Source organism: Polaromonas sp. (genome assembly GCF_029945685.1).
GTDB lineage: Bacteria > Pseudomonadota > Gammaproteobacteria > Burkholderiales > Burkholderiaceae_C > Polaromonas.
This window is the reverse complement of sequence record NZ_JAQSDA010000007.1, coordinates 216,101-236,975: the sequence shown is the minus strand read 5'-3', so window position 1 is coordinate 236,975 and position 20,875 is coordinate 216,101. Positions and strand designations below refer to the sequence as shown.

The following is a 20,875-nucleotide window of genomic DNA, read 5'->3' as shown; positions in this document are numbered from 1 at the left end:
AGCCATGTCCGCCTCACGAAAAAAACCCCGAAGCATCCGAAACCGTCTGGCGTGGTTCGTCGTGTGCCTGTCGGCAGGCGCCGCTGCCGGCATGGCGGGCACGTGGTTCACCGGCAACCCGTTGTGGTTCCTCGCCATTCCGGCGGCGCTGGCCCTCGGGTGGCTGTGGGTCGCCAACCCGGACGAGTGCCTCCCGTCTGCCAGGCGCCGTGCGGGCAGCGCGGCGGACGACGACGGTGCGCCCTGAGCCCAAGTCGGGGTCGCCGCTGCTTGACGCCCGGGCACGGCACCATGCATAGTGGCTCACTCACCCGCTGTTATCCAGGGACACCGATGACCTTCTCACTCTCAACAACGTGCACCCGTCGCCCTAACGCAGCGACCCCTCCAGCGCAAGGCCTGTCATGACCCAGCCCCCCGAACCCGTCGCCGTCAGCGCCGTGCCCGCCATGGCCGCGCTTCTGCAGAAAATACGTGATGGCGACGATGTGGCTGCGGCCGAGCAGGAAATCCTGCGCATCACCGGTCTTCTCGAAGACGAGCTGAACCAGCGCAGTACCCAGGTGGTGGCTGCCAACAAGGAACTGGAAAACTTTTCCTATTCGGTCTCGCACGACCTGCGTGCGCCATTGAGCACCATTGACGGCTTCAGCCGGTTGCTGGAGGGTGCCGTGGCCAAGGGCAATGCGGAACGCAGCACGCATTACCTGCAACGCATCCGCCTGGGCGTGGGCAACATCAACGAGTTGATCGCCGCTCTGCTGGCCGTCTCGCGCCTGCTGCGCGCACCGCTGGCGCCGCAGGCGGTGGACCTGGGCGCGCTGGCCGAGGCCGCGTTTGCCGCGCTGCAGGAAGTCGATCCCGAGCGGGCGGCCAGCATCACGGTGCAGCCGGCGCTCATTGCGCAGGGGGACCCGGCACTGCTCAAGCAGCTGGTCGATCACCTGGCCGGCAACGCGTGGAAATTCAGCGCGAAAAAAGAACGCGCCGCCATTGCCGTCGGCAGCCAGGCCGGGCCGGGCGGAGAGACGGTTTATTTCTTCAAGGACAACGGCGCGGGCTTCGACATGGCCCATGCCGAAAAACTCTTCGGCATTTTCCAGCGCATGCATGTGAGTTCGGATTTTCCGGGCATTGGCGCCGGGCTGAGTATCGTGCAGCGCATTGTGGCGCGGCACGGCGGGCGTGTCTGGGCCGAGGCCGAGCTTGAGCGGGGCGCGACGATCTACTTCACCTTGCCAGGGGCCTGAAGACCTGGGGATTCTTCCCTAAGCCGCTTCCTTGTAGAAGTAGTCACGTTGGATGCCGCGCGGCGCCAGCGGCTCGACCGCCTGGTGGATCGCCCCGATGTGCTCCGGTGTGGTACCGCAGCATCCGCCGACGATGTTGACCAGGCCCTCCTGGGCGAACTCGCGCAGCAGGCGCGAGGTGACGTCGGGTGTCTCGTCAAAACCGGTGTCGCTCATCGGGTTGGGCAGGCCGGCATTGGGGTAGCAGCTGATGAAGGTGTCGCCGGCGACACGCACCAGCTCCTGGATGTAGGGGCGCATCAGCGTCGCGCCGAGTGCGCAATTGAGACCCACGGCCAGCGGCTGGGCGTGCCGTACGCTGTGCCAGAAGGCGGTCACGGTCTGCCCGCTGAGGATGCGGCCAGAGGCATCGGTGACCGTGCCGCTGATGATGAGCGGCAGGCGTTCGCCGGAATTGTCGAAAAACTCGTCAATCGCAAACAGCGCCGCCTTGGCGTTGAGCGTATCGAAAATGGTTTCGACCAGCAGCACGTCTGCGCCGCCCTTGACCAGCGCCTCGGTCTGCTCGTAATAGGCCTTGCGCAGTTCCTCGAAGCTGGTGTTGCGCGCGCCCGGGTCGTTGACATCGGGGCTGATGCTGGCGGTCTTGGGCGTGGGGCCCAGCGCACCGACGACAAACCGCGGTTTTTCCGGCGTGGAAAACTTGTCGCAGGCGGCGCGGGCAATGCGGGCGGACTCGTAGTTCATTTCGACAGCCAGGTCGGCCATGTCGTAGTCGGCCTGCGCCACGGTGGTCGCGCCAAAGGTGTTGGTCTCGATCATGTCGGCGCCGGCGGCCAGGTAGCCTTCGTGGATGTCCTGGATCACGTCAGGCCGCGTCAGGCTTAGCAATTCGTTGTTGCCCTTGACGTCCTTGGGGAAGTCCTTGAAGCGTTCGCCGCGGTACTGCGCCTCGCTCAGCTTGAAGCGCTGGATCATCGTGCCCATCGCGCCATCGAGAATGGCAATGCGTTTTTCGAGGATGGCGGGGAGCGCGGCTCCGCGGGTGTAGATGGCTTGCTTCATGCCCCCATTTTAAGGGGCGACCGATAGACGTACAAACACGCGGCCATTGGCCTGCCGCGCCCTGCCCGCAGGGGCCGCGGGTCCGGTTTCGCGGGCCCGCAGGCGCGGCGCCCACCAAGGGGGGCAGCGCAGTACACGCGGTGAAAAACGTGGGGGCCCTGTTTTCCCCTGACAATAGCGCTTCTGTCTGAATCCCCGCCATGAAACACCTCCAACCCAAAGAAGCCTGGGACTTCCTGCAACAGCACCCCGACGCCCTGTTTGTCGACGTGCGCATGGAAATCGAGTCGCTGTATGTGGGCCGTCCGCCCGGCGTGGTCAATGTGCCCTGGTACGAGTACCCCGACCTGACCCCCGACCCGGCCCGGTTCGCCGAAGCTGTCGAACGCGAGGCCAGCGGCAAGGACCAGCCGGTGTTGCTGATCTGCCGCTCGGGCCAGCGCACGCTGGCCGCCGGCCAGGCGCTGGAGGCGGCGGGTTTTGCCGAGGTCATCAATGTGGTGCACGGTTTTGAAGGCGAGCTTGACGAGCAGTTCCAGCGTTCGACCCTGAGCGGCTGGCGCTTTGACGGTCTGCCCTGGGAGCAGATGTAGCTGATATTCTGAGGAAAATCAGGCTAAATCCCTTACTGCACGGGCGCAAACAGCTATTGTTTTTGTAGCATATTGCCGCCTGTCTTGACGCCCCCCACCTTGCCGAACACTTCACCCCACCCCACCCCGCGGGAGATCCTCGGCCAGGTTTTCGGCTATCCGGATTTCCGCGGGCCGCAGCAGGCCATCGTCGACCATGTGGTGCAGGGCGGCGACGCGCTGGTGCTGATGCCCACCGGCGGCGGCAAGTCGCTGTGTTACCAGATCCCGGCCATCGCCCGGCAGAACGCCGGCCACGGCGTGACGGTGGTGATCTCGCCGCTGATCGCGCTGATGCACGACCAGGTCGGCGCGCTGCACGAAGCCGGCGTGGCGGCGGCCTTCCTCAATTCGACCCAGACACAGGAAGAAAGCAGTGCACTGGAAAAGCAGCTGCTGCGCAACGAGCTGACCCTGCTCTACGCGGCACCGGAGCGCATCAACACGCCGCGCATGAAAGGCCTGCTGGGCTCGCTGCACGGGCGCGGCCTGCTCAGCCTGTTCGCCATCGACGAGGCGCATTGCGTGAGCCAGTGGGGCCACGACTTCCGGCCCGAGTACCGCTCGCTGAGCCTGCTGCACGAGACCTTTCCCGACGTGCCGCGCATCGCCCTGACGGCGACCGCCGATGCGTTGACGCGTCAGGACATGATCGAGCGGCTCAAGCTCGAGGACGCACGCGAATTCGTCAGTAGCTTCGACCGGCCCAACATCCGCTACACCATCGTCGAAAAAACCAACGCGACGCACCAGCTGTTGCGTTTCATCGAAAGCGAACACGCGGGCGAGGCCGGCATCGTCTATTGCCAGTCGAGGAAACGCGTGGAGGAAGTTGCCGGCATGCTGGAAGACGCCGGCCTCAAGGCCATGGCCTACCACGCGGGCCTGGACAGCAGCCTGCGCCAGCAGCGCCAGGACCGCTTCCTGCGCGAGGAGGGCATGGTGATGGTGGCGACGATTGCCTTCGGCATGGGCATCGACAAGCCCGACGTGCGGTTTGTGGCGCACCTGGACATGCCGAAAAACATCGAAGGCTACTACCAGGAAACCGGCCGCGCCGGCCGGGACGGCCTGCCGGCCAATGCCTGGATGACCTACGGCCTGCAGGACGTGGTCAACCAGCGCCGCATGATAGATACCAGCGACGCGGCCAGCGAAGAGTTCAAGCAGGTGATGCGCGGCAAGCTCGATGCGCTGCTCACGCTGGCCGAAGACACCCGCTGCCGCCGCGCCAGCCTGCTGGCGTACTTTGGCGAAGACCTCGAGAGCGGCCGCAGCGACGGGCCGCCCCTAGCAAGGCCAGCCCCCCCGGGGGGCAGCGAAGTACACGCAGTGACGGGCGTGGGGGCTCAATATTTCTGCGGCAACTGCGACAACTGCCTGAATCCGCCCAAGGTGTGGGACGCCACCGAAGCCGCACGCAAGATGCTCAGCTGCATCTACCGCGTGCAGCAGGCCAGCGGCATCAGCTTCGGCGCCGGCCACCTGATGGACATCCTGCGCGGCAAGGCGACCGAAAAGGTCCTGCAGCATGGCCACGACAAACTCAGCACCTTCGGCATCGGTGCGGACCTGGCCGAGGTCCAGTGGCGCGGCGTGCTCCGCCAGCTGATCGCCAAGGGCATGGTGCGGGTCGATCCGGACGCCTTCAACACCCTGCTGTTGCTGCCCGATGCGCGCCAGGTGCTCAGGGGCGAGGTCAGCGTGATGCTGCGCGAGCAGGCGCCGGGCGGTTCGGCCGACAGGCGCAAGGGCAGCAGCAAAAAAGGCACCAAGACCTCCGCCAAGGGCCTGGCCGAAGCCTCGCTCAACGCCGGCGCGCTGGAGCGCCTGGCCCGGCTCAAGGCCTGGCGCGCCGAGGTGGCGCGCGAACACAACCTGCCGGCCTTCGTCATCTTCCACGACGCGACCCTGCGCGCGATCGCCGAGCGGGCGCCGCAAAGCACGGCCGACCTGGAGGGCATCAGCGGCATCGGGGTGAAGAAGCTTGAAGCCTACGGCAACGAGGTTCTGCGGGTGTGCGGGCCCGCCTGAGCCCGGGAAATCCAGGCACCTGCGGCACAATAGGCGCGTGTCCAACGTACCAGCCCTCATCTTCTGGCGTGCCGAACTGGCACGCGGGGTGAAGGCCCTCGCGGGCGCTGTTTTTCTTCACGTGCTGCTGCTGGCCGGCCCCGCATGGGCTGGCGGGGAAGCTCTGACCCTGGGCCGCGACAACGGCCCGGTGGCGCTGACACAGGCGCTGGAATACTGGGTGGATACGGGCGGCAAGACGCCGGTGGAACAAATTGAAGCCGGCGCCGGGCGACTTCCCTTTGCCGCCGTTGTCCCCGACAAAAAATACTGGCTTGACGACGCGGCGCTCTGGCTGCGCTTCGACGCCACGGTGCAAGACCCCCTGGTTCACTGGAAACTGGAACTGCCGATGTCCGGCGTGGACAAAGTCGCGCTGTACTACCGTGACAGCCTGGGCCGCTGGGTGGTGCAGCAGGCCGGCGACACCCTGCCCATCAGCGCATGGCCCCTGCCCGCCCGTTACCCGGTTTTTTCCCTGAACCACGAGGTCGGGGCCAGCGTGCGGTACTACCTGCGGGTGGAGCATGCGCGCGTTCCTTTCTCAGCCTTGCCCCGGGTGCTGAGCGCCGAGCGGGTGACCACTTCGCGCCAGCTGGAACACCTGTTCCTGGGGGCCTACTTCGGGCTGGCCTTGCTGGTGACGATATTGGCCCTGATCAATGCAGCGGCCTACCGCGACCGTGGTTTTGCGACTTATGCGGTTTACCTGGGCACATTTGCCGGCTCCCAGGCCGCCTTCAAAGGCCTGGGCGGCCTCTACCTGTGGCCGGAGCTGCCGCAGCTCAACAACATGACGATTGTCCTGCTGCCGCTACTGGCCGCGGCAGCCGCGTTATGGTTTGTGCGCACCGTCACCACCCCCGGACGCTTTTTCAGGGCACTGGACTGGCTGATCCTGGCACTGATGGGGCTGGCGCCGCTGGTCGGACTGCTTGACGCCGCCTTCCCGACGCCCGAAAGTTTTGCACTCATCAACATTCTGGTCAGCGCCGGCATGGTGGTGCTGCTGATGGTGGTCGGGGTGTCGCTGGTGGAAGGCGACCGCCATGCACGCTGGATAGCGCTGGGTTTTTTACCCATCATTGTGGCCACCCTGTTTCCCTTGCTGCGCAATTTTGGTCTGATCGCGTCAAGCTTCCTGACCCAGAACGCGCTGATTCTGGGCTCGGCCGTCGAAGCGCCCATTCTTTTTTATGGCCTGCTGCGCCGCGTGACCCGGCGCGTCGAACCCTCCACCCGTGCCAGCACCCTGCGCACCACCGACCCGCTGACCGGCCTGCTCACCACCCGGCCGCTGCTGGCCAGGCTGCGCCAGGCGCTGAGCACCGCCGAGCGCTACCAGCAGCCTTGCGCGCTGCTGGTCATCGACCTGAGCAACCACGCCCGTCTGCAGCTCGAGCATGGCCGCGAAATCGGTGACCGCGCCATGGTCCTGGCCGCAGCGCGGATACTGGCCGTGACCAAGCCGACCGACACGGTGGCGCGTGTGGGTGACCGCCACTTTGCCCTGTTGCTGGAAGGGCCCATGACCAGCGACTCGGTGAACCGGCTGGCCACCAAGATCCTGGCCAGTGGCCTGCGAACCACGACTGAATTGCCCGATGCCGACCCGCTGCAGTTCCACATCGCGATCGGCTACGTGGCCGGGCCCGCACGCCTTGCCCTTGAGCAGGCGCAGGCCTGCCTGGACCGCATGATGCAGGTGGCCAAGGAAATGAACGACGGTTCGCGCAAGGCAATCCGCATGATCCAGCTCTGATTTGAAGGAAAAACGGGCTGCAGCCCAGGTGCGCATTGCGCAGGCAGCTATGAAAGGTATAGCATAAAGGCCTGCTGGTTTCTTACGGAGTAAACCCCATGCTGCGCGCCTCCCGCACTTCGGGCTTGATCCGGTGTTCGGCTTCGAGCTGGCTCAAAAACTCTTCCGCGGTGAACTCCACGGCCAGGATATCGGTCTGGCGCCTGACTGCGGCAAAGTCACCGGGGCACAACTGTGCCAGGCGGGCCAGACGCAGACTCAAGCCGGCGTCCATCAGGCAAGCGTTGCCAGCCAGCGCTTCAGTCACAAACATCTTTTCGCGCTGTGCAGCGGTCAGGGGCATGAATTTGATCTTGAAGGTAAAGCGCCGCAAGGCCGCCTGGTCCAGGCTTTCCAGCAGATTCGTGGTGCAGACAAAAATGCCGCTGAAGCGCTCCATGCCTTGCAGCATTTCATTGACCTCGGTCACCTCGTAGGTGCGCTGCGCGCCGCGTCGGTCCTGCAAAAAACTGTCGGCCTCGTCGAGCAGCAGCACGGCTTTTTCGGCTTCGGCCTCGGCAAACATCGCGGCCATGTTCTGCTCGGTTTCGCCCACGTATTTGCTCATCAGGCTGCTCGCCTGCCTGATCAGCAGCGGGCGCTCCAGCGCATTGGCCAGGTGCTCGGCCAGGGCCGTCTTGCCGGTGCCGGGTGCACCGTAAAAACAAAGGGCGCCATGACCGCGGGCCTTCAGCGCAGCCACGATGCGCGGTATTTCAAAGCGCGACTCCACGTTCAGCATGGCCAGGTCGTAAGTGGTGACGCTGCGACGTCCAGCCGCGTCGGCCTTGTTGCCGAGCGCCTGGTCGGCGTTTTTGAGCTGCCGCTCGATCAGCGATTCGGTCAACGCAGCGTGGCCACCCGACAAAATCGCGCCCATGCCGGCGCCATCGGTTTCGGCGCCCGGCGCGCTGGCGAGTTTGGCAAAACGTACCGCCGTGCGAATCTGCGCCGGGGTCAGGCCCTTGCGTGCGGTGAGTCTGGCAAGAAAGGCCTCGCTGACCGGCACGCCCTCCAGCGTCTTGCGCACCAGGGCTTCACGCGCACCCGGCGGCGGGGACTTGAGCTCCAGGTGGTAGGCAAAGCGGCGCCGGAAGGCCGGGTCAATCTGCTCGATGCGGTTGGTCACCCACAGGGTGGGCACGGTATTGGACTCCAGAATCTGGTTGACCCAGGCTTTGCCATTGACGGAGCCGGTCGCAGGCGCGGTCATCTGGTCGGAGCGCGCCAACAGTTGCGCGGCCTCGCTGGAAATCGCCGGAAACACGTCCTCGACCTCGTCAAACAGCAGCGCGGCATGGGCACTGCCTTTCAGAAAGACCTGGGCGATCTGCAGTGAACGGTATCGGTCCTTGCCGCTCAGGGAGTTGCCGTCACGGTCAGCGTATTCGACTTCGAACAGATCGAGCCCGGCAGCCTGCGCGACCACCTTGGCCAGTTCGGTCTTGCCGGTGCCAGGGGGACCATACAGTAGCACATTGACCCCCATTTCCCTGCCCTCCACCGCATTGCGCAGCAGCGCCACCAGCACCTGCACATCGTCCCGGGCGAATTCAAAATCGTTCAGCGCCAGGCTGCTGCGGTCCACCGGACGGGTGAACACCGCCATCAGCTCGTTCTGGTCGCGGTACTCACGCATCAGCACCGGCGGCAGTTTTTCGCTGACCTTCATCAGGTCCGCCAGGTCGGTGATGTTGTGCTCGGAAATCAGGTTTTCAACCATGCCGATACGCTCCAGCCGCGAGCCCGCGCGCAAGGCTTCGGCCACCTCGCTGGCCTTGACGCCGGCCACCTCTGCAATCGCGGCATAGGCTTCCGGCGCGTTGCTGACCTTGAACTCCACCAGCATGGAGCGCAGGTCGCGCTGATAGCGCGCCAGCGTCCCGTACAGCAGCAGGGCGCGTTCTGCCTGGTTCAACTGCAGCAGATTGGCCAGGGCGTCGATGTTTTTCTCGACCAGCGTGGACTGTTTTTTGAGCGCCTGGGCCAGCCAGTCGCCGGTGGCCGAGAGAACCGACAGCAGGTCCCGGGGCTGGTCCTTGGCGTATTCGTCGAGGTAAAAGAACAGTGTGCCCTCCTCGTAGGGGCCGCGCCAGGCTCCATGACGGCTCATGAACGCGGCGTCACCCAGGGCCTCGTGGCCCTGCCAGAATTCATTGTCCCGGCAACGGCGTGCGAGGAATTCCCGCAGGCGCTGCAGGGCAGGCAAAGGCCACACCAAGTGGCGGCCCGAGAGCGACAGCAGACTGTTCAAGTCGCGCCGCACATTGAACTTGGCGCCCTGCCGGGCCGCCAGCGTCAGCACAAAATGCGAGCACATCAGGTCCAGCACCGGCGCCTCTTTCAGGCCGGGAGAAAGCAGCAGCGGACCATGCCTGTCAGCACTACCCGAACGCTTGCTCATTGAGACACCTCCGGCCCGGAAAAAGGCCACAGCAGTTACACATGCACCGTGAGAACGTATGCCTAACCATAACGCAGCTTCATGCCCGATGGAAGACGCCAGGGCCTGTTCACACCATTTATACATCCGGCATAGACAGTGTGAGCCGGGCCGGCCTGAATACCCCGTGTGAATTGCGCCCCAAACCCGGCCACAATCAACGCTTATTCCGGAGGTCTTCCCCATGCTTGCTTTGCCCGATATTGAGGCTGCAGCGCTTCGCCTGCAGGGCCAGTTGCTCGATACCCCCTGTGTGGCATCCAAAACCCTGTCGCAAATCACGGGGGCGGACGTTTTTCTGAAGTTCGAGAACCTGCAGTACACCGCCTCCTTCAAGGAACGTGGCGCCTGCAACAAGCTGGTGCAGCTCTCAGGCGAAGACGGCCGGCGCGGCGTGGTGGCGATGAGCGCGGGCAACCATGCCCAGGGCGTGGCCTACCATGCGCAGCGCCTCGGCCTGCGCGCGGTGATCGTGATGCCGCGTTTCACACCCGGCGTCAAGATCGAGCGCACGCGCGGCTTTGGCGCCGAGGTCGTGCTGCATGGAGACACGCTGGAGGAGTCACGCAGCCACGCCCTGGCCCTGGCCGAGCGTGAAGGCCTGGTGTTCATCCACCCCTATGACGACGAAGCCATCATTGCCGGCCAGGGCACGGTGGGCCTGGAGATGCTGCAGGCCGTCCCCGACCTCGATACGCTGATCGTGGCCGTTGGCGGTGGCGGCCTGATCGCCGGCATGGCAACGGCCGCCAAGGCGATGAGGCACGGCATCGAAGTCATAGGCGTGCAGACCTCGCGCTTTCCGGCCATGGTCAATGCGATCAAGGGCACCCACTACCCCCAGGGCAGCAGCACGATTGCCGAAGGCATTGCCGTAGGCACGCCCGGCGTGATCCCGCAAGCCATCATTGCGCGCCTGGTGGACGATCTCGTGCTGGTGGAAGAAGGCGACATCGAGCAGGCCATCGTCATGCTGCTCGAAATCGAGAAAACCCTGGTCGAAGGGGCGGGCGCGGCCGGTCTCGCGGCCTTGCTCAAATACCCCGATCGCTTCAAAGGGAAAAGGGTCGGCCTGGTGCTCTGCGGAGGCAACATCGATCCGCTGCTGCTGGCGGCCATCATCGAGCGCGGCATGGTGCGCGCCGGCCGGCTGGCGCGCATCCGTGTGAGCGCGCGTGACGTGCCCGGCTCGCTGGCCAGAATCACCGCCACCGTCGCTGATGCCGGCGCCAACATCGACGAGGTGCATCACCAGCGGGCCTTCACCATGCTGGCTGCGCAGAACGTGGATATCGAACTGGTCATCCAGACACGTGGGCGAGAGCACATTGCGCAGGTGCTGGACGTCCTGAAAACCGCCGGCTTTGAAGCCGTGGAGCAACAATGATGGACGCCGACACCCTGCAAGCCGCCGTGCACGAATATTTTGCGCCGTGGGTACAGGCCTTGGGCCTGCAGGTCGCTTCGCTTGACAGCCAGAGCGTGACCTTGCGCCTGCCGCAGAGCCCGCAACTCTCGCGGGTGGGCGGCATGCTGTGCGGCCAGGCCATGATGGCCGCCGCCGACACGGCCATGGTGCTGGCGCTGATCAACCATTTTGGCGCGTTCAAACCATGCACCACGGTGCAGATGAACAGCAGCTTTCTCAAGCCCCTGTCAAACCAGGACGCATTGATCGAGGCGCGCGTGGTACGCGTCGGGAAGTCACTGGCCTTTGGGGAGATCGACATTCGCGGTGCGGACGATGGCAAGAGCATTTGCCGCGCCACGACAACCTACGCCCTGCTTTAAGTCTTTCTAACGCAGGTGTTTGCCCATTTTGGCGGCAAACAGCTGGCCAATACTCACGCTGCGCCGGCCGGGCAGGAGCTCGAAGCTGTCCCCCGCGCTCAAGGTGCCTGGCGTGAGAACGGACAGGTAGAAACCGCAAAAGCCGCTCTGCGCCATCAACCGGGATGCGCCCGGAAAACCCATCGCCGCGTTGAGTTTGTAGCAGGGCTCACGCGGAATCCGGACCTGCAGTTCACAGTGCGGGAACCTCAGCACGTCACCGGCCCATACGTCGCTTTCCAGCAGCCCCTGCAACGTGAGGTTTTCGCCCAGACGGCCAAAGGGCAAGCTGTCGTCGATCTGATCCAGTCCCCGTTCCCTGCGCGCAGCCTGCCAGAACGGGTAGTGTTCGGCCGGGTAGGCATAAACGGCTTTTTCAAGCCCGCCGTGCACCGACAGGTCGGCCTGTTCGTCACCGAGCAGGCCCATAGGCAACACGGGCACCGGGCCGGCCACGGCCTGTTTGCCCATGGCCGTGAGTATCTGGCGCCCTCCCATGCTGACGCGCCGGGCAGTGGCAAGCTGCACAGATAGCAGTCGCTGTGATGACAACAAGCTCAGTTCCAGCCAATCACGTCGAAACCCTTGTCGCCCAAACAACGCTGCACATAGGTGCGGTAAGTGCTGCTGGGCCGGTCATGGCGGAAAGCGCCCTGAACAGCGCCTGCCGAACCACCCACGGCGGCGGCGCCCGCACCGGCGCGGATCACGCCTTCGGTACCCCGGCCAGTGATCAAGGCACCCACAGCGCCGGCCACACCGCCAGCGGCTGCACCGACCCCGGCCCCCCGGGCCACCGCGTTGGTGTTCTCGGCAGGCGTCAATCCTGCAGCCGCAGCCCGGGCCATGCAGGCATCCGCCTCGGCCCGGCCCTGCGCGTCGCCCACGCGATTCAGCGTGGCGTTGGGATACAGAACGGGGCGCGCCGACGGGCTGGCTGATCCGGTATTGCTGGCGCAGCCCGGCAAGACGCCCAGTACCAGTGCAAGAACACAGGCGCCGGCCCGGTGTTTCAACTTACGGTGCATGTTTTCGACTCCCGAGTGAATTGCCGCAGCGCCAGCCGGATGCCGCCGGCCGGCACAACAACGGCTTGCCTTTCGCGTTTGCGGAGTGAGCCCATCCCAGCAGCTTGCGGCCGCCCGGGCCAAAAAAGGTAAAATCACGCAATCCCGTTTCCCCCGTTTTGCAGGAACCACCATGTCAAGCCCCGCCGATCGCTCCACCAACGCCGCCCACAGCAGCCCTACGCCCGCCCAGGAACAGGACGCGGTAGAAGCCATTGTGCCGCTGATGCCCATCGTGTTGCCGGTCGCTGGCGGCGTCTTGATGTTCCTGCTGGCCTTTATCGCCATCTACATGGCGTGAGTTGAATGAAGCCAGGCGTGATTTGGCCCCAGGCATAAGGGAGGGCCGGGTCGGTATTTAAACGCCCTTGGACTTTGGTTCATCGCGCCGCATCAAGTCCATTTTTGCCCATGTTGAGGCGTTCGGCGCAACCGACGCCGTCTCCACTTACGCGGCCCCGCCCCACGTCGCTACCCACCGCCTCCACGGCGAGTTTATCCGTCCCAACATCCGTCAACCCAAGTCCGGTGGGTTTGGACCGACGGATTTTTACAAGCGGCATTGCACCCCGAGACCGGCTCAGAGCGTTCAAAGCCACGCACTAACGTCTGCTTTGGCGCCGAATCGCTATTTCATCTTTCCCGGTCACGACTGCACGAACCTGCGCGCTGCATATGCATAACATCATGCAGGTTTTGCATATCTTTTGCCTGTAACGTCGAGGTAACCCATGCCGATGTTCTTAAAATGATTTTTCGAGCCTCCCCTCGGACGTCTGAAAAGCGTGCCACAAACTGCTTTTTCCGACCCTGGCCCCGCAGCACATCCTGACTGTGGCCTCGCCTGCAAAACCAGAACTTGCCGATGGCAGGCCCTGCTTGCTGTCCGATGGCTTGAAGCCTTGCGTGATGCGCGCCCGCAAGCCTTATTTCGACAAACGCCTCGCAGCCACCTCCCTGTTGGCCGCGGGACGGCGTTTTCCGAAATGACGCTTTTTAACTTTGGAGCTTTCCGATGAACCACCCCGCGATGCAAGGGCTTAACCTCAACACACCCGGTTATGTCAGGAACGCCAGGCTCATTGCCTGGGTGGCCGACATGGCTGCACTGTGCAAGCCGGACAACGTGTACTGGTGCGACGGCAGCGACGCCGAGTACCAGCGGCTGTGCCAGCAACTGGTCGACGCCGGTACTTTCAAGAAGCTCAGCGAAGCCAAGCGGCCCAACAGCTTCCTGGCCAGCTCCGACCCGAGCGACGTCGCACGCGTGGAAGACCGCACCTACATCTGCTCGGCCGACAAGGAAAACGCCGGCCCGACGAATAACTGGATGGCCCCGGCCGACATGCGCAGCACGCTGCAGCCGCTGTTTGACGGCTGCATGAAGGGTCGCACCATGTATGTGGTGCCCTTCAGCATGGGTCCGCTGGGATCGCACATCGCCCACATCGGCATTGAACTGACCGACAGCGCCTACGTGGCGGTGAACCAGAAGATCATGACGCGCATGGGCAAGGCGGTGTTTGATGTGCTCGGCGTCGACGGCGCGTTTGTCCCCTGTGTGCACACCGTGGGCGCACCGCTGGCCGAAGGCCAGAAGGACGTGAGCTGGCCCTGCAACAAGACCAAGTACATCGTGCACTACCCGGAAACGCGGGAGATCTGGTCCTATGGCTCGGGCTATGGCGGCAACGCGCTGCTGGGCAAGAAGTGTTTTGCGCTGCGGATTGCCTCGAACATGGGCCGCGACCAGGGCTGGCTGGCTGAGCACATGCTGATCCTGGGCGTCACCAATCCCCAGGGCAAAAAATACCATGTGGCGGCGGCCTTCCCGAGCGCCTGCGGCAAGACCAACTTCTCGATGCTGGTGCCGCCAAGCGGCTTTGACGGCTGGAAGGTCACCACGATTGGCGACGACATCGCCTGGATCAAGCCCCACGCCGACGGCAGGATGTACGCCATCAACCCCGAAGCGGGCTACTTTGGCGTGGCTCCCGGGACCAACTTCCACACCAACCCGAACTGCATGGCGAGCCTGGACAAGAACGTCATCTTCACCAATGTGGCGCTGACGGACGACGGCGACGTGTGGTGGGAAGGCATGGAAAAGGATGGTGGCAGCCTGCCGACCCATCTGATCGACTGGCAAGGCAAGGACTGGACGCCGCAGATCGCGAAAGAAACCGGGGCCAAGGCCGCCCACCCCAACGCCCGTTTCACGGTGGCAGCGGTCAACAACCCGGCGCTCGACCCGGAATGGGACAACCCGGACGGCGTGGCGATTGACGCCTTCATCTTCGGCGGACGCCGCTCCACCACCGTGCCACTGGTCACCGAAGCCCGCAGCTGGATGGAAGGTGTGTACATGGCCGCCACGATGGGCTCCGAAACCACCGCTGCCGCCGTCGGCCAGATGGGTGTGGTACGCCGCGACCCGTTCGCCATGCTGCCTTTCTGCGGCTACAACATGAGCGACTACTTCCAGCACTGGCTGGACATGGAGCACAAAGTCGAAAGCCTGGGCCACACCCTGCCCAAGATCTTCTGTGTGAACTGGTTCCGCAAGGACGAGACCGGCAAGTTTGTCTGGCCGGGTTATGGCGAGAACATGCGCGTGCTCAAGTGGATGATCGACCGCCTCGACAACCAGGCCAAGGGCCGGGAAACCATTTTCGGCGTCGCACCGCAATATGCCGAAATCAACTGGACCGGCCTGGACTTCAGCGCCCAGCAGTTCAACACCGTGACCAGCATTGACAAGGCCGCCTGGACTGAAGAATTGAAACTGCACGCCGAACTGTTCAAGCAACTCGAACATCACCTGCCGAAAGAGCTGGGGGAGACCAAAGCCGCGATTGAGCGCCGTCTGGCGGCCTGACCGGCCCCCGGAAAAGTCAGGGCGCGGCGCATGATCTGCGTTGCGCCACAGGCGTGATGGGCGAGCCGCCCGGACGCAAAAAAACCACCCAACCGGGTGGTTTTTTTCGCGGCAACGCAGGCGCGGTGAACGAGCCTGACCCCTTAAATGTAGTAGCTGGGGTAAGCGCGCAGCACGCGGCTGCCAAGGTCGATCGGCTTGGCTTCCCGCACTTTGACCGCTGCGGCGACCGCGACGGAAGGCAGGGAGGCCGCTTCATCCATGTTTTCCTGACGCGCCATGGCGCCCTGCAGGTCGGCCATCACACGGGGATCCGCCTTGGCTGCTTCCCACAGCCGGACATCGGCACGTGCCTGGGCAATGGCGCTGGACCAGGCATCTAGTGCGGTCAGCACTCGCGCCGCCAACTGGCGGGCCGTCCCCGCAAACAGGGCCATGACGGAGAAAGCGACCGCCCACATGGCGACCCAGACTACCAGCAAGTGGCCCTCAGCCCAGTTCTCGACAAGCTGGTCGGCCACCACCACCATGGCCGCCACGATGGCCGCCAGCAACAGGCCCGCGAGGCCACGCGTACTGTCAAAGCCTTTGCGCAGCTCACGGGCCGCGCCCACCGCAGACTCAAAGCGGACCACACCGGGATGTTCGGCGGGATAGTTGATGTTGACAAAGCTGGTCATGATGGTTCCCCTGATGAGTGCACCATGGCCGGTATTGGCTTGGGCACAAGGAGATATTAGGGTTAACACTAGTGTTATTCAACTTTATCTTTGTGATTAGATATATTCACTAAGGTGATAACTTCGACGACATGAGACCGACGCAGGCTTACCTCGTGAACCCACCGAACTTCCGCACCCTCGACCTGAACCTGCTTCGCGTGTTTGACGAGGTCATGGCCGAACGCAGCCTGACACGGGCGGCACGCAACTTGTCGTTGACACAGCCGGCCGTCAGCAATGCGCTGCGCCGCCTGCGCGAAACGCTGGGCGACGAGCTGGTACAGCGCAGTGGCCAGGGCATGGCGCCCACGCCCCGCGCGCTCGCGATCTGGCCGGCCGTGCGCGAAGCGCTGCAACAGTTGCAGGAGTCGCTCATTCCCAGCACCTTCGTGCCCGGCGAAGCCCGTTCCACCTTTGTGCTGGCCATGGCCGACGCAACTGCCGCCGAGCTGATACCCGGACTGGTGGACATCATGGAGCATGAGGCGTCGGGGGTGTCCATCCGCGTGGTGCCGCTGACGACACGCGATCCGCGCAAACTCCTGGACGAGGAAGCCTGCGATCTGGCGATCGGCTACTTTCCCGCCGTGCTGGCGGACCTGACGGCCCGTGCCCAGAGCGGCGAGGTCATGCCTTTCCTGCACCAGCGGCTGTATGACGGCGAATATGTGTGCGTGATGCGCGCCGGCCACCCGCTGGCCAGCGGCCCTTTCACACTGAACCGGTTTTGCGCAGCGCGCCACATGCTGGTGAGTTTTTCCGGCCGCGCCTACGGGTTCATTGATGAGTCACTGGCGTCGCTGGGCCGCGAACGCAAGGTGGTGCTGACCGTCAACCAGTTCTTCACCGCCGGCCGGGTGGTCGCCAACTCCAATCTGCTCACCGTGCTGCCCCGCCACTTTGTGCGGGTCACCGGCATCGCCGAACAACTGGTGCTGCGGCCGCTGCCCTTTGACGTGTCCCCGGTGCACGTCGATGCGGTGTGGCACCGCCGCTCCCAGCAGCATGGCGCCCATGTCTGGCTGCGCCAGGCACTGGTGCGGGCCGCCGACAAGGCCTTTTCAGGCTGACGCCGCCGAACGAGGCAGCAACGGTCGGGCCTCGCGGGCACCCGGGCCGGCATCAAGCTTCAGGAATCGTTAGCGCACCACGCTGAGGTAAGCGCGCGCCGCACGGCGCAGCTCCAGGGCCTGCTGCGGGTTGCGTCCGGCACGGGCTTCGGCACGCTCCATCAGGTTGTGGGCCACCCCGTGAACCGGCGCCACGGCGCTGGGGAAAGGAAGAAAACGGAAGACCTGCGAAAGAAGCGTGTACATGTCATGGGCGCCAATCAGCGGCGGAAAATTGCGATACCTCCACATTAAGGGTTTTCCCTAGGTTTACAAGCCCGGTATGGGCCAATATCCATGCACAGAACGCATAGTTAGCCTGCCAGCTGGCATGGGCAGGGCTTTCCGCCCTCCGGCGCCCGTGGACTATCCCCGGACAGACAAGACGCCGCCGACCCTTGCCGACTCCGGCTTCCTGCACAATCGGTGAGGTGAACATCCAGCTTCTGTCCGACCTGCACCTTGAATCCAACCCGCATTTCCCGGCCCAACCCGCCCCCGGTGCTGACCTGCTGGTGCTGGCAGGTGATATCGGCTCCTACCAGCCGGGATCGCTGCTGGAAGAGCTGCACGACAGCGACTTCGGCCTCGCCCGCTTTTCTCCCCTGCCGGTGGCGCAGCGCGGCGCGGCATGGCCCACGCCGGTTTTTTTTCTGCCGGGCAACCACGAGTACGACGGACAGGACTTTGAGAGTACCCACACACGCCTGCGCGAGACCTGTGAGCGGCTGGGCCTGGTCTGGCTGGAGCGCCAGGCGATTGAGTGGCAAGGCGTCCGTTTTGTCGGCTGTACCCTGTGGACCGACTTTGACGCACTGACGGCGGCGCAGGCGACTGGCGGCAGCCTGACCCCAGACGAGGTCCTGAAGGCGCGTGACAAGGCCTTTCGCGCCGCCAATTTCTACCTTCGCAAAAACCACGCCTTCCGGGACGGCCAGCCCATGCTGGCCGATGCCGTACGCGAACTCGGGCTGCAAAGCCAGGCCTGGCTGCGGCAGGCGCTGGCGATCCCGTTCGACGGCCCGACCGTGGTCGTCACGCACTTTGCGCCCAGCCTGCTCAGCGGCGACCCGCGCTACGGCCTGGCGCCCGGCACGGCGGGGTTCTGCAATGCGCTGGACGATCTGCTGGCACAGGCGCAGCTGTGGCTGCACGGTCACCTGCATTGCCCCAACGACTACGTCAAAAACGGCTGCCGGGTGGTGGCCAATCCGCTGGGTTACGCCCGCAAGGGTGAACAGGACGGATTCAAGCCCGATTTATTGATAAAAATCTAGGCTTAGCCCATATGTGGCGGGCGTACCCAGCTATATAAAACATAGCGCCCTCCTGCAAACAACTTACGCCGCGGGGCTGCCCAGCGTGAAGAAGAAGCGGGCGCCCGCGCCACGGGCCGACTCTGCCCAGATCTGCCCGCCATGGCGCGCAATGATGCGCTGGATGTTGGCCAGCCCCACGCCCGCGCCGGGAAAATCCTGCGGAGCGTGCAGACGTTGGAAGCTGCGAAACAGCTTGTCGACATGGGCCATGTCAAAACCCTCACCGTTGTCGCAGACCACGTAGACGGCTTGCCCGTCGCCCGCTGGCGCGGACTGCCGGCCAAAACTGATCTCGGTGTGCTGCTGCCGCGATGTGAATTTCCAGGCATTGCCCAGCAGCTCCTGCATCACCAGCCGCAGCAGCATCGCGTCGGCCTGCACCACCAGGCCCTCCTCGATGCTGATGCGGCGCGCGCGCGCAGGGTCTTCCTGTTGCAGGGCGCCCATCACACTGTGCGCGACGGCGCTGAGATCCACCATCTGCACACGCAGTTGCACGCGCGACAGGTTGGCCAGCGCCAGCAGGGCTTCGGTCAGCTCCCCGGCCTGCCTGACGCCGGCCTTGATGCGGTCGATGTAATGCCTGGCGCGGTCGTCCGTCACCCGGCGCTCGAGCAGGCCACTGAAGCCGCCAATCGCAATAAAGGGCTGACGCAGGTCATGGGCCACCGAGTGGGCAAATTCCTGCAGATCCCGGTTGGACGCCTCGAGCTGGGCGGTCCGCCGCCCCACCCGCTGCTCCAGCTCGGCGTTGAGCCGTGCGATGCCTGCTTCCGAACGCTTGCGGGCGGTGATGTCGCGCAAGACAATGTTGGCGCAGGGCACGTTGTTCGAATCCAGGAAGATCGACGACGACAGCTCGCACTCGAAGGTCGTCCCGTCGCCGCGCACCATGCGCAGCTCCCCGCGCGCCTTGCCTTCGCGTTGGCGTTCATCGAGCAGCGCCTGCAAACGTGCGTCGCCAGGGTCCACCAGCCCGCCCCGGCTGCGCTCGCGCAACTCCTCCACGCTCATGCCAAACAGCTCGCAGGCGGCGGGGTTGGCATTGAGCACCCGTCCATCCGGTCGGGTCTGCAAAATGCATTCGAGGCTGGTTTCGAACAGCTGGCGGAAGTGCTCCTCGCTGTTGCGCAGGGCCAGCTGGGCGGTCTGGCGTTCGGTGATGTCCATCAAGGTGCCCGCCATCAGCGCCGGCTGGCGGTTGCCCACCCATGCGCAGACGCGGCCGCGCAACAGCACCCAGATCCAGCGGCCGTCCTTGTGGCGCAGTCGCACCTCGCAGTCAAAGTAGGGCGTCCTGCCGTCAAAGTGCTGCTCAAGCAGCCGATCGGCGTGGAGCAGGTCCCCGGGATGCGTCAGGGAGCGCCAGGTCTGGATGTTCAGGGGGCGCAACTCGTCGAGCGCGCGGCCGCTGATGGCCGCCCAGCGTTCGTCGAAGCGGGCTTCCCCCGTCTGCAGATTCCACTCCCAGGTGCCGACATTGGTCCCCTCCACAATGCTGAGCAGACGCTGCTGCTCGCGGGCCAGGTCCAGTGTCATGCGCTGGGCCACAGACAGCGCGCGGGCCCGGCTGCTGCCGAGCAGCCAGATGCACAAGGCCAGCAGCAGGCTCAGCAACACCCCGCTCAGCCCCAGCAAGACAGGCATGAGGCTGCCTGCCTCGGCTTCAAACGCAGGCGTGGTGCTGACCCGCAAGGTCAAGGTGCGCCCGCCAGCCGACACCGGCCGGAAGGTGCTGAAAAGACGTCCGGCAGCGTCGTTCGGCGCAGACTCGCCCCGGACTGCCGCCAGATGCCGGCTCTGGTCGTAAACCAGCGTCTGGGCGTTCACCTGTTCCGCGTCAAAGAGCTCAAAATACGCCTGCCCCTGGGTGGCCTCGACCGCCCCTTGCAACACCTCGTTGACCACCATGGGCGCAAACAGCACGCCAATCAGGAGCGCCTGGCGTTGCGCCGGCGTGGAGATGTCACCACCCGCGCGGTAAACCGGCAAAAGGTAAACCCATCCCGGCCTTTGCTGCGGATCCTGCACGAGGATGGTTTTTCTGGTCAGGGTGGGCTCGCCCGTCGCCACGGCACGTTCGATGGCCTCGCGCCGGACAGGGTCCGCCCCCACGTCCAGGCCCAGAACCGCCTGGTTGCGGGCCTGCGGTTCCATGAACTTCACCACATACAGGTCGGTCGCCATGCTGGTGGTTGGCGAGCCGGGCATGGTGCTGACGGCGAAAGCCGGCTCGTCGTCGGCGCGTTCGGCGGCGACAAAGCGGTCCAGGTCATCCCGCAGGACCCGGGCCATGAAGCCAAAGCCGCTCACGCCCGGAAAGTCGCGCCCCAGTTCGCTGAACTGCACATAGGCGCGGAACTCTCCCCGCTCGACCGAGTTGCTGGCCGCATAGACCCCGGCGGCGCCGCGCAGACCACGCAGCGGGGCGTTCAGGCGGTCCTGCACATCGTTCTGGACACGGTCTGCCAACTGGTCGAAACGCTCCTTCGCCTGGCTCCGGAACGTGTTGTTCAACAAGGAAACGCCCACGCCGGTGAAAAGCAGGCCAAGCACCAGGGCCAGCGCCGCCATGGCCATCGCCAGGTGCTGGCTTCGGACGGACTGCGGGTCCGAGGGCGCCAGTTGACGCGTCATGGCCGGTACGGCACCACCTGTGAGACGCGGTCGTGCGGCACGGCCACGT

18 protein-coding genes are annotated in these 20,875 nt (G+C 64.7%); 11 read left to right on the top strand and 7 right to left on the bottom strand.

The features are described 5' to 3' along the window. The first annotated feature begins 4 nt into the window (after window positions 1–4). Together PSV26_RS05140 and PSV26_RS05135 are read left to right on the top strand one after the other, a co-directional pair. Window positions 5–247: a hypothetical protein gene (locus tag PSV26_RS05140; protein ID WP_300568495.1), complete on the top strand. Its 243-nt coding sequence runs from the start codon at window positions 5–7 to the stop codon at window positions 245–247. Window positions 248–404: 157 nt separating this feature from the next. Continuing rightward, window positions 405–1,250 (top strand): ATP-binding protein, encoded by an 846-nt coding sequence (locus PSV26_RS05135; protein WP_300515751.1) that lies wholly within the window; start codon window positions 405–407, stop codon window positions 1,248–1,250. Between the two features lie 18 nt (window positions 1,251–1,268). Here PSV26_RS05135 and PSV26_RS05130 read toward each other — a convergent pair whose 3' ends face one another. After that, window positions 1,269–2,315 (bottom strand): homocysteine S-methyltransferase family protein, encoded by a 1,047-nt coding sequence (locus PSV26_RS05130; protein WP_300515748.1) that lies wholly within the window; start codon window positions 2,313–2,315, stop codon window positions 1,269–1,271. Window positions 2,316–2,515: 200 nt separating this feature from the next. Here PSV26_RS05130 and PSV26_RS05125 point away from each other — a divergent pair, with 200 nt between their 5' ends. From PSV26_RS05125 to PSV26_RS05115, 3 genes are all read left to right on the top strand, one after another. After that, window positions 2,516–2,908 carry a rhodanese-like domain-containing protein gene (locus PSV26_RS05125; RefSeq protein ID WP_300568493.1) on the top strand — a complete coding sequence of 131 codons (393 nt, stop codon included), beginning with the start codon at window positions 2,516–2,518 and terminating at the stop codon, window positions 2,906–2,908. 99 nt (window positions 2,909–3,007) lie between these two features. After that, window positions 3,008–4,981 (top strand): RecQ family ATP-dependent DNA helicase, encoded by a 1,974-nt coding sequence (locus tag PSV26_RS05120; protein ID WP_300568492.1) that lies wholly within the window; start codon window positions 3,008–3,010, stop codon window positions 4,979–4,981. Between the two features lie 37 nt (window positions 4,982–5,018). Beyond that, entirely contained in the window at window positions 5,019–6,782 is a 1,764-nt protein-coding gene (locus tag PSV26_RS05115; RefSeq protein WP_300568491.1) for a diguanylate cyclase, read from the top strand. Between the two features lie 82 nt (window positions 6,783–6,864). Here the strand turns inward: PSV26_RS05115 and PSV26_RS05110 are convergent, their stop codons facing one another. After that, a complete protein-coding gene (locus PSV26_RS05110) occupies window positions 6,865–9,225 on the bottom strand; it encodes an ATP-binding protein (protein ID WP_300515739.1) in 2,361 nt (786 codons plus the stop codon). 223 nt (window positions 9,226–9,448) lie between these two features. Here PSV26_RS05110 and PSV26_RS05105 point away from each other — a divergent pair, with 223 nt between their 5' ends. Together PSV26_RS05105 and PSV26_RS05100 are read left to right on the top strand one after the other, a co-directional pair. Beyond that, window positions 9,449–10,651: a threonine ammonia-lyase gene (locus PSV26_RS05105; protein ID WP_300568490.1), complete on the top strand. Its 1,203-nt coding sequence runs from the start codon at window positions 9,449–9,451 to the stop codon at window positions 10,649–10,651. Then, entirely contained in the window at window positions 10,651–11,055 is a 405-nt protein-coding gene (locus PSV26_RS05100; protein ID WP_300568489.1) for a PaaI family thioesterase, read from the top strand. Before PSV26_RS05105 ends, PSV26_RS05100 begins: the two co-directional genes overlap by 1 nt. A gap of 6 nt (window positions 11,056–11,061) precedes the next feature. Here PSV26_RS05100 and PSV26_RS05095 read toward each other — a convergent pair whose 3' ends face one another. After that, the gene (locus PSV26_RS05095; protein WP_300568631.1) at window positions 11,062–11,592 is read right to left on the bottom strand and encodes an MOSC domain-containing protein; all 531 of its coding nucleotides are present in this window, start codon (window positions 11,590–11,592) and stop codon (window positions 11,062–11,064) included. Window positions 11,593–11,651: 59 nt separating this feature from the next. After that, entirely contained in the window at window positions 11,652–12,122 is a 471-nt protein-coding gene (locus PSV26_RS05090) for a glycine zipper family protein (RefSeq protein ID WP_300568488.1), read from the bottom strand. Window positions 12,123–12,294: 172 nt separating this feature from the next. Between PSV26_RS05090 and PSV26_RS05085 the strand changes: the two genes are divergently transcribed. Together PSV26_RS05085 and PSV26_RS05080 are read left to right on the top strand one after the other, a co-directional pair. After that, window positions 12,295–12,462, top strand: a complete 168-nt coding sequence (locus tag PSV26_RS05085) for a hypothetical protein (protein WP_293593445.1) — start codon at window positions 12,295–12,297, stop codon at window positions 12,460–12,462. Window positions 12,463–13,176: 714 nt separating this feature from the next. Further along, the gene (locus PSV26_RS05080) at window positions 13,177–15,039 is read left to right on the top strand and encodes a phosphoenolpyruvate carboxykinase (GTP) (RefSeq protein WP_300568487.1); all 1,863 of its coding nucleotides are present in this window, start codon (window positions 13,177–13,179) and stop codon (window positions 15,037–15,039) included. 143 nt (window positions 15,040–15,182) lie between these two features. Here PSV26_RS05080 and PSV26_RS05075 read toward each other — a convergent pair whose 3' ends face one another. Further along, window positions 15,183–15,719, bottom strand: a complete 537-nt coding sequence (locus PSV26_RS05075) for a hypothetical protein (RefSeq protein WP_300515725.1) — start codon at window positions 15,717–15,719, stop codon at window positions 15,183–15,185. A 155-nt stretch (window positions 15,720–15,874) separates the two neighbouring features. On the opposite strand from PSV26_RS05075, the gene PSV26_RS05070 reads away from it, so the two are divergent. Then, entirely contained in the window at window positions 15,875–16,831 is a 957-nt protein-coding gene (locus tag PSV26_RS05070; protein WP_300568486.1) for a LysR family transcriptional regulator, read from the top strand. 69 nt (window positions 16,832–16,900) lie between these two features. Here the strand turns inward: PSV26_RS05070 and PSV26_RS05065 are convergent, their stop codons facing one another. Next, the gene (locus PSV26_RS05065; protein ID WP_300515720.1) at window positions 16,901–17,077 is read right to left on the bottom strand and encodes a hypothetical protein; all 177 of its coding nucleotides are present in this window, start codon (window positions 17,075–17,077) and stop codon (window positions 16,901–16,903) included. 224 nt (window positions 17,078–17,301) lie between these two features. Between PSV26_RS05065 and PSV26_RS05060 the strand changes: the two genes are divergently transcribed. Continuing rightward, on the top strand, window positions 17,302–18,147 hold the full coding sequence (locus tag PSV26_RS05060; RefSeq protein ID WP_300515717.1) for a metallophosphoesterase: 846 nt from the start codon (window positions 17,302–17,304) through the stop codon (window positions 18,145–18,147). A 63-nt stretch (window positions 18,148–18,210) separates the two neighbouring features. Here the strand turns inward: PSV26_RS05060 and PSV26_RS05055 are convergent, their stop codons facing one another. Further along, a complete protein-coding gene (locus PSV26_RS05055; protein WP_300568485.1) occupies window positions 18,211–20,826 on the bottom strand; it encodes a CHASE domain-containing protein in 2,616 nt (871 codons plus the stop codon). Window positions 20,827–20,875: the final 49 nt, after the last annotated feature.

What these genes read in the sequence shown, in the direction of transcription:
- PSV26_RS05065 (WP_300515720.1), bottom strand. Translation starts at nt 17,077, where the DNA reads ATGTACACGCTTCTTTCGCAGGTCTTCCGTTTTCTTCCTTTCCCCAGC.
- PSV26_RS05135 (WP_300515751.1), top strand. Translation starts at nt 405, where the DNA reads ATGACCCAGCCCCCCGAACCCGTCGCCGTCAGCGCCGTGCCCGCCATG.
- PSV26_RS05080 (WP_300568487.1), top strand. Translation starts at nt 13,177, where the DNA reads ATGAACCACCCCGCGATGCAAGGGCTTAACCTCAACACACCCGGTTAT.
- PSV26_RS05130 (WP_300515748.1), bottom strand. Translation starts at nt 2,315, where the DNA reads ATGAAGCAAGCCATCTACACCCGCGGAGCCGCGCTCCCCGCCATCCTC.
- PSV26_RS05055 (WP_300568485.1), bottom strand. Translation starts at nt 20,826, where the DNA reads ATGACGCGTCAACTGGCGCCCTCGGACCCGCAGTCCGTCCGAAGCCAG.
- PSV26_RS05090 (WP_300568488.1), bottom strand. Translation starts at nt 12,122, where the DNA reads ATGCACCGTAAGTTGAAACACCGGGCCGGCGCCTGTGTTCTTGCACTG.
- PSV26_RS05110 (WP_300515739.1), bottom strand. Translation starts at nt 9,225, where the DNA reads ATGAGCAAGCGTTCGGGTAGTGCTGACAGGCATGGTCCGCTGCTGCTT.
- PSV26_RS05105 (WP_300568490.1), top strand. Translation starts at nt 9,449, where the DNA reads ATGCTTGCTTTGCCCGATATTGAGGCTGCAGCGCTTCGCCTGCAGGGC.
- PSV26_RS05095 (WP_300568631.1), bottom strand. Translation starts at nt 11,592, where the DNA reads ATGGGAGGGCGCCAGATACTCACGGCCATGGGCAAACAGGCCGTGGCC.
- PSV26_RS05075 (WP_300515725.1), bottom strand. Translation starts at nt 15,719, where the DNA reads ATGACCAGCTTTGTCAACATCAACTATCCCGCCGAACATCCCGGTGTG.
- PSV26_RS05125 (WP_300568493.1), top strand. Translation starts at nt 2,516, where the DNA reads ATGAAACACCTCCAACCCAAAGAAGCCTGGGACTTCCTGCAACAGCAC.
- PSV26_RS05140 (WP_300568495.1), top strand. Translation starts at nt 5, where the DNA reads ATGTCCGCCTCACGAAAAAAACCCCGAAGCATCCGAAACCGTCTGGCG.
- PSV26_RS05085 (WP_293593445.1), top strand. Translation starts at nt 12,295, where the DNA reads ATGTCAAGCCCCGCCGATCGCTCCACCAACGCCGCCCACAGCAGCCCT.
- PSV26_RS05100 (WP_300568489.1), top strand. Translation starts at nt 10,651, where the DNA reads ATGGACGCCGACACCCTGCAAGCCGCCGTGCACGAATATTTTGCGCCG.